General features: G+C 40.6%; 7 protein-coding genes. 3 read left to right on the top strand and 4 right to left on the bottom strand.

Going from position 1 to position 6562, the window contains the following annotated elements; genetic code table 11:
• Positions 1 to 404: 404 nt before the first annotated feature.
• Complete coding sequence (locus tag BLT_RS21660) at positions 405 to 905, top strand: NUDIX hydrolase (protein ID WP_017727441.1); 501 nt, start codon at positions 405 to 407, stop codon at positions 903 to 905.
• A 313-nt stretch (positions 906 to 1218) separates the two neighbouring features.
• Here BLT_RS21660 and ald read toward each other — a convergent pair whose 3' ends face one another.
• On the bottom strand, positions 1219 to 2355 hold the full coding sequence (gene ald, locus BLT_RS0108885) for an alanine dehydrogenase (protein WP_026105044.1): 1137 nt from the start codon (positions 2353 to 2355) through the stop codon (positions 1219 to 1221).
• A gap of 371 nt (positions 2356 to 2726) precedes the next feature.
• Positions 2727 to 3149 (bottom strand): hypothetical protein, encoded by a 423-nt coding sequence (locus BLT_RS0108880; protein ID WP_017727439.1) that lies wholly within the window; start codon positions 3147 to 3149, stop codon positions 2727 to 2729.
• A 114-nt stretch (positions 3150 to 3263) separates the two neighbouring features.
• On the opposite strand from BLT_RS0108880, the gene BLT_RS0108875 reads away from it, so the two are divergent.
• Positions 3264 to 3686, top strand: a complete 423-nt coding sequence (locus tag BLT_RS0108875; RefSeq protein ID WP_017727438.1) for a DUF2621 domain-containing protein — start codon at positions 3264 to 3266, stop codon at positions 3684 to 3686.
• 128 nt (positions 3687 to 3814) lie between these two features.
• Here the strand turns inward: BLT_RS0108875 and BLT_RS0108870 are convergent, their stop codons facing one another.
• Positions 3815 to 4330, bottom strand: coding sequence for a CcdC family protein (locus BLT_RS0108870; RefSeq protein ID WP_017727437.1), 516 nt, complete (start codon positions 4328 to 4330; stop codon positions 3815 to 3817).
• A 230-nt stretch (positions 4331 to 4560) separates the two neighbouring features.
• Here BLT_RS0108870 and BLT_RS0108865 point away from each other — a divergent pair, with 230 nt between their 5' ends.
• Positions 4561 to 4755: an aspartyl-phosphate phosphatase Spo0E family protein gene (locus BLT_RS0108865; RefSeq protein ID WP_017727436.1), complete on the top strand. Its 195-nt coding sequence runs from the start codon at positions 4561 to 4563 to the stop codon at positions 4753 to 4755.
• 278 nt (positions 4756 to 5033) lie between these two features.
• Here BLT_RS0108865 and BLT_RS0108860 read toward each other — a convergent pair.
• Positions 5034 to 6562 (bottom strand): ABC transporter ATP-binding protein (locus BLT_RS0108860; RefSeq protein WP_017727435.1); only part of this gene is annotated, 1529 nt, incomplete at its 5' end.

Here is a 6562-nt window from a genome sequence, read left to right as displayed (position 1 = left end):
CTTCCCCTCCGTGCTGAGCATTGCCGCGAAAGCTTTTCATGTCCTCTTGCTTGGATAAGACTTCGCGAAAATCAAGGAAATCTGCTTTTTTTACTTTAAATTCTTGCATTTCCCCTTCGCGAAGGGCCTTAAGAATCTCTAATGCTTCGTCTTTTGTCATATCATGCCTCTCCTTTTTTGAAGCTGTGTTCTTTCGTAAAAATCATTTTGTCTAGCAACTTGCTATCATTTTTAATCCTTAAACTTTTAGCATCCAAGACTAGCTCCTGTGTTATGATCAAGCTATCACTAGCGAATCGTTCATGGTTTGCTCAGTTCAACCCTACTCTGTATAGCTAATTGTTTTCAATCAAACATTATGTTCTTCTACACTTTATCATACCATGAAAGAAGGAGCGACGAGTATGGCTGACATTATCTTTGAACATCCCAAACGGAAAATATATCGATTAAACGAGTCAGAATGCTATCTTGAAGAAAAGGAACCTGCTTCGGTTCTAATTTTAGCAATTGATCAAGGAAGATTACTTGTTGTTGAGCAATACCGAATGCCCGTTGACGCGGTGACGTTTGAGCTTCCAGGAGGTGGGCTTAACTTAAATGAGGACCGAACGGTGGCGGCGAGACGAGAGCTTTTAGAGGAAACAGGCTATACGAGCGATAAGCTCGTCTACCTAGGTCAATCCTATAGTTGTGCGTTTATGTCAAATGAGGTCATCCACTTTTATTTTACGGATCGCCTTGCTTTTGTTTCAAATAGTACAGATAAAGACATTTTAAATGTCCATTTTGTTCCACTAAAAAAAGTTTATCACAATATTTTAGAAGGCATTTGGAAAAATAGCGCACTTGTCCATGCACTATTTTTAGCAGAAGGAAAAGGACTAGTGAAAAAATCGGATTAAACAAAACTTGAACCTGCAAATTTTTCACCTATGTCAATACACTGCTGTAATGAAAATGTATGTTTCTTAACATGCAAATAAGAGGCTGGGACAAAAGAGTTTTTTGAGAAATCCGAACGTCATGATCGTTAATGCATAGCCTTCGCTTCGGACATATCCCTCGCTTTCTGCGTGCGGCTGGTGAGCCTCCTCGCGCTTTACGCACTGCGGGGTCTCACCCTCCCGCAGGAGTCTGCGTCTATTTCCTCCGCTAAGGTTGTGCATTGTTCGCATTTTCAATCATACACGTTCGTTATGTCCCAGCCTCTTACTCTTATTTATTCACTGCTTCCACTTGTTCTAATGCTTCTCTTGGTGTAATGAAATCATAGCCTAAATCTCTAGCAACGGCATCATACGTAACAAAACCGCTCGCAGTATTAAGGCCAAGCTCTAAGGCTGCGTTATCGGCTATTGCACGATGAACACCTTTGCCGGCAATTTGCAGTGCATACGGAACCGTTACGTTCGTTAAGGCAATTGTAGACGTTCGTGGAACGGCTCCTGGCATGTTGGCAACAGCATAATGAACAACGTCATGCTTCATATACGTTGGTGCATCATGGGTTGTAATCTGATCAACCGTTTCAATAATACCTCCTTGGTCAATTGCCACATCAACAACGACAGACCCTGGCTTCATGCTTTTAATCATCTCTTCGGTTACAAGCTTTGGTGCTTTTGCGCCTGGAATGAGCACAGCTCCAATGACAAGATCAGATTCTGCCACTGCCTCAGCAATGTTCATTGGGTTTGAGATCAACGTTTGAATGTCTGTACCGTAAAGGTCATCAAGCTCTCTCAAGCGTTCTGGACTTACGTCAACGATGGTTACATCTGCCCCTAGTCCCATGGCAACTTTCGCTGCGTTTGTCCCGACAACTCCGCCACCGATAATGGTTACTTTTCCACGCTTAACCCCAGGGACACCTGAGAGAAGGATTCCCATGCCACCTTTTGGCTTCTCAAGAAATTGGGCACCAATTTGGGCCGACATTCTTCCTGCTACCTCACTCATTGGTGTAAGCAGCGGCAATGTTCTCCCTACCTGAACCGTTTCGTAAGCAATGGCTGTTACTTTCTTTTCTACAAGGGCTTTTGCCAATTCAGGCTCTGCAGCTAAATGTAGATACGTAAAGAGAATCAGACCTTTACGAAAAAATTGATATTCGGAAGGAAGGGGCTCTTTCACCTTCATAATCATATCCGCTTTCGCCCATACTTTTGCAGCATTCTCTTCGATTGTTGCTCCCGCTTGCTGATATGCTTCATCCTCAAAGCCACTTCCGAGACCAGCACCAGCTTCAATGATTACTTGATGTCCCGCCTGAACAAAACTCATCACGCTTGCCGGTGTCATGGCTACTCGGTTTTCGTTGTTTTTAATTTCCTTTGGAACACCAACTAACATCATCATCGTCCTCCCTCAATTGTATTTTGTTAGTTTTAGTATACGCAGTTTTGTCCTATAATGCTTTGTGCGAATGCTGTAATATCGTTCCCTTCTATTTGTGTATTACCCACAAATGATGGCTAGCTGCACTAAAAACCTCTCACGTTTTCAAGTAGAAAAGAAACCTAGCCTAGAGGATAAGAAAGCAAATAAGATAAGCGCAGTGCCTTGATTAGCTCGACAAGTGCTAGAAGCTGTCAAGGTGTTTCCCACGTTTTTGAAACCCATTTACAATCTGAAGCAACCCCGATCCACTTGCACTCGCTCTAGACGGCTTTGACATGCTAGCTTCTGAACATGTAAAAAAGGAAGCTTGTCGCTTCCTTTTCTTAGAGATATCTTATGATTTTCACTGTAAACATCGATAAAATGGCTAGCATAAGTAAAAAGCTATATAGCTTGAGCTGATCCACATGTTCACTCGGCTCCTCACTTTTTTCATAAGCTTCGAGAATCAGCCGAACCTTTTTAGCCGTCAAGCCTAAGAAAGCACCAAGTGCCAACCAAATAAGGATAACAACCCATAACCAAGGGTCTGTCCACTCTGACACCATGATAAGCCCACTGACAAGAGCAACAATGAGTGCCCCATGAGCGATCCAAAGAATGCGTTTGTATACCTTCAATAATGTTTGAAAGGCTTTTTCATTGTCTAAAAGGCTCCCTTTAATTAAATAAGGCAATGGAATAAGCAGAAAAAAGATCAATGAAACAAGCAAATGAAAGCCATAACTAATTAAAAATAAGACCACGTTTTTTCACCTCACCTGTTCTACTATACCAAAAAGAATGGGTGAGACGGAAGGGCTGACCAAGTAGAGATTTTATGATAGGATTAACGATAGAGAAAAACAGGGGTGAGAAGAATGCCTACATGGTTTATGTGGTTTATCGTTCTATGGACGATTTTTTTAATTACGGTCATGTTTATCGGCGGCTTTTTTATGTTTCGCAAATTTCTAAAGCGATTCCCAAAAGAAGACGGTAAATCGATTCTCGATTGGCAAGATCATTATATTAACGAGACACTCCATTTATGGGGCGATGAAGAAAAGGCTTTACTGAATGATTTAGTTGAACCTGTACCTGAGCTATTTCGTGATGTAGCAAAAGGGAAAATTGCAGGGAAAATAGGCGAACTTGCTCTACAAGAAAAGGCGAAGAAAATCGATGAAGATCTAATTATTCGCGGTTACATTTTAGCAACTCCTAAACGCGATCATAAGTTTTTACGAAAAAAGCTAAACGAAAAACAAATCGATATGACACCCTATCAACATTTGTTTTAGTAGAAAAATAATCATGCGCAATGGGATGAAGCTTTGTCCCTTTTCTACCGTAACAAAATGTAAGGAGGCTGGCGTAATGCTAAGCCTCCTTACTTATGTATCAAAAAGTCTTAAAAAAGTAGCCTCACTCACGTTTGCGTACCAGCAGACCCAATCAATGTTTTTCTCGCCTTCTTTTTTAAATCTCTCTCTATTTTTCGATACGAGAGATACATGGCAATTCGCCACGGGATAATCATGCCATATGCGAGTAAAAAGAACATACCAGCAAGTTCTTCAACATGAATGGCATCTCCAATAATGATTTTAAATAAAATTCGAATTAATAGCAGACTGACTAGAATAAAAACAAACGCTTTTGAACGCTTTAAATAGATATGGTTGTCACGAATTTCAAATTTTGATGTTTTAATAAGCAAAATAGAAAAGAGCATCCCTACGCACAGTGCTTCAAGCACTTGCCAAAAAGCTGGACGGGTGGGCTCATAAAGAAACATAAAAAAGCCAGTTGACATAAACACTGGAGGAAGAATGATTTTTTTAACGCTTGCAGGGCGTTTCGTTGCTTTTAATCGAATAATGATAGCAAGCATCGCCATCATTGCAGCCCCAATGGTTGATAGCAGCACATAAATGTCATTCAAGCTGCTCCCCCCCTTTCTACAATTGGGAAGCTATCCAGTCACTTCTTCTTTAACGATACATGAAAGGATACAAGGATTCAATTGTTTTTCTTACGTTCGTCTCATTTCTTCCTTATTCTCTTTTAATCGAGACGCTTTTAACTCGTGAATAACTCTTCACTTTCAAACGGTTGAGTTTTATACCAATAATTTGTATAATTATTAAAACATGTTAAGGGGAGGGGTTCGAAATGAGCGAAAAGCATCTATTAATTTTAATTGAACGAAAGCGTAAACAGCTCATTAAAACCGGATTAAAGGATGGGCTTCATTCTCCTACTGCTCTTAAAAAAAGTAAAGAACTCGATGAGCTGTTAAACAAATACGAAAATCGAAAAAAACAGCCCTTTCTCAACGTGAACTTTCTCTCCACCAACATTGAATGAATGTTAGGCTAAACTATTTTCTCACTATTCAAATAAATAATTTCCATTTTTCACACTATGCCTTCAGTTAAGTTTAAGTACAAACATGTGCCATTGTTCCTTTTCTTAAAATTTCAAAGAAGGGGCTGGGACAAAAGAGTTTTTATTGATGAGAAATCCGAACGTCATGATCGTTGCTGCATAGCCTTCGCTTCGGAAATATCCTTCGCTAAGGTTGTGTATTGTTCGCATTTTCAATCATACACGTTCGTTATGTCCCAGCCTCTTGTTCGTAATCTTCAACTTTTTTCTATTGTTTCCTTGAGGCCCTTTCCTTTTTGCAAGACATACATTTTATGATATAAGCCTTGCTGTTCTAGTAATTCAGCATGTGTGCCACGCTCTATGATTTCTCCTTGGTGCAGAACGAGGATTTGATTGGCATCCTTTATTGTCGACAACCGATGGGCGATAGCGATTGTCGTCCGCCCTTCTCGCATACGTTCTAACGCTTTCTGGATCGCTTCCTCTGTTTCAGTATCTACATTGGCCGTCGCTTCATCTAAGATTAAGATTTTCGGTTCAACAGCCATTGTTCTAGCAAAAGATATAAGTTGCCTCTGCCCACTTGACAAGGTAGCCCCCCGTTCAGCCACAGGAGCCTCATATCCTCCTGGTAGTTTTTCAATAAACTCATTCGCCCTGACAAACTCAGCTGCTTCGCGAATTTGCTCGTCCGATACTTCATGATGATAGAGACGAATGTTGCTTGCAATCGTCCCCGTGTAAAGGAATGGATCTTGAAGAACGAGTCCAATTTTTTTTCGCAACACATCATTTCGAAACGATCCAATTGGTTGTCCATCAATCAAAATCTCTCCCCTTTTTATCGGGTAAAAACGCATGAGTACGTTAATAATCGAGCTTTTCCCACTGCCAGTATGTCCAACAAGAGCCACCGTTTCCCCTTTATTCACTTTAAACGAAATGTTTTTAAGCACGTCTGTTTTCCCGTCATAGGAAAAGCTGACATTTCTAAATTCTATTTCTCCTTCGGTCACTCGCCCTTCGCCGCTTCCTTCATGAGTCGGTGCCAGTTCTTGATGATCCATTAGCTTGAAGACACGTCCACCTGAGACAATCGCCTGCTGAAAAAGCGACAGCCGCATCATCATTTGATTGACAGGCTCGAAGAAACGGTCCAGATAGTTCACAAAAGCATAAAGCACACCAATCTCAACAGGACTAGAAAGGGACGTAATGCCAAAAAAGCTTAAGACTAACACGAGAGCCAAAATCGCAATAAAATCAACCATTGGACGTAAGAGTATACCGTCCAGCTTCATGCTTTTCATACCTGCGTTTAGATGCTGTTCATTAATCGACTGAAACTCTTTACGCATACGCCGTTCTTGGCGAAACATTTGGATGATCGCCATCCCTTGAATGGATTCATTCATTTTGGCATTTAGCTGACTCAGCTTCTCACTCATATCAGCGTAAAATTTGGCGCTCAATTTTCGGTAGAGCTGCATGAGACCGAAAATGATTGGTAAAAAAATCAGACAGAAAAATGCCAATCTCGTATTTAAATAAAACATGGCGATAAAGATTCCTGTCAAGAAAATAAAATTTTGTACAAATACAGCTAATACGGTAATATAAAAATCTTTGATCGTTTCCGTGTCATTTGTAATTCTTGAGATCAAGCCGCCTGCTGGTGTCCGGTCAAAAAAAGAAAGAGACAGCCGTTGAACATTTGAGAAAACATCCGTACGTAGCTGTTGAATAATAATTAAAGCAATCTTTTGGAAAAGAAAGATTTGAA

This window comes from Halalkalibacterium ligniniphilum (assembly GCF_000334155.1).
GTDB lineage: Bacteria > Bacillota > Bacilli > Bacillales > Bacillaceae_D > Halalkalibacterium > Halalkalibacterium ligniniphilum.
Note: the sequence above shows the minus strand (reverse complement) of the source record. Positions and strands in the feature narration are given on the sequence as shown.

Excerpts from the sequence above, each read along its gene's own strand:
- BLT_RS21660 (WP_017727441.1), top strand. The coding sequence starts at position 405 with ATGGCTGACATTATCTTTGAACATCCCAAACGGAAAATATATCGATTA.
- ald (WP_026105044.1), bottom strand. The coding sequence starts at position 2,355 with ATGTTAGTTGGTGTTCCAAAGGAAATTAAAAACAACGAAAACCGAGTA.
- BLT_RS0108875 (WP_017727438.1), top strand. The coding sequence starts at position 3,264 with ATGCCTACATGGTTTATGTGGTTTATCGTTCTATGGACGATTTTTTTA.
- BLT_RS0108865 (WP_017727436.1), top strand. The coding sequence starts at position 4,561 with ATGAGCGAAAAGCATCTATTAATTTTAATTGAACGAAAGCGTAAACAG.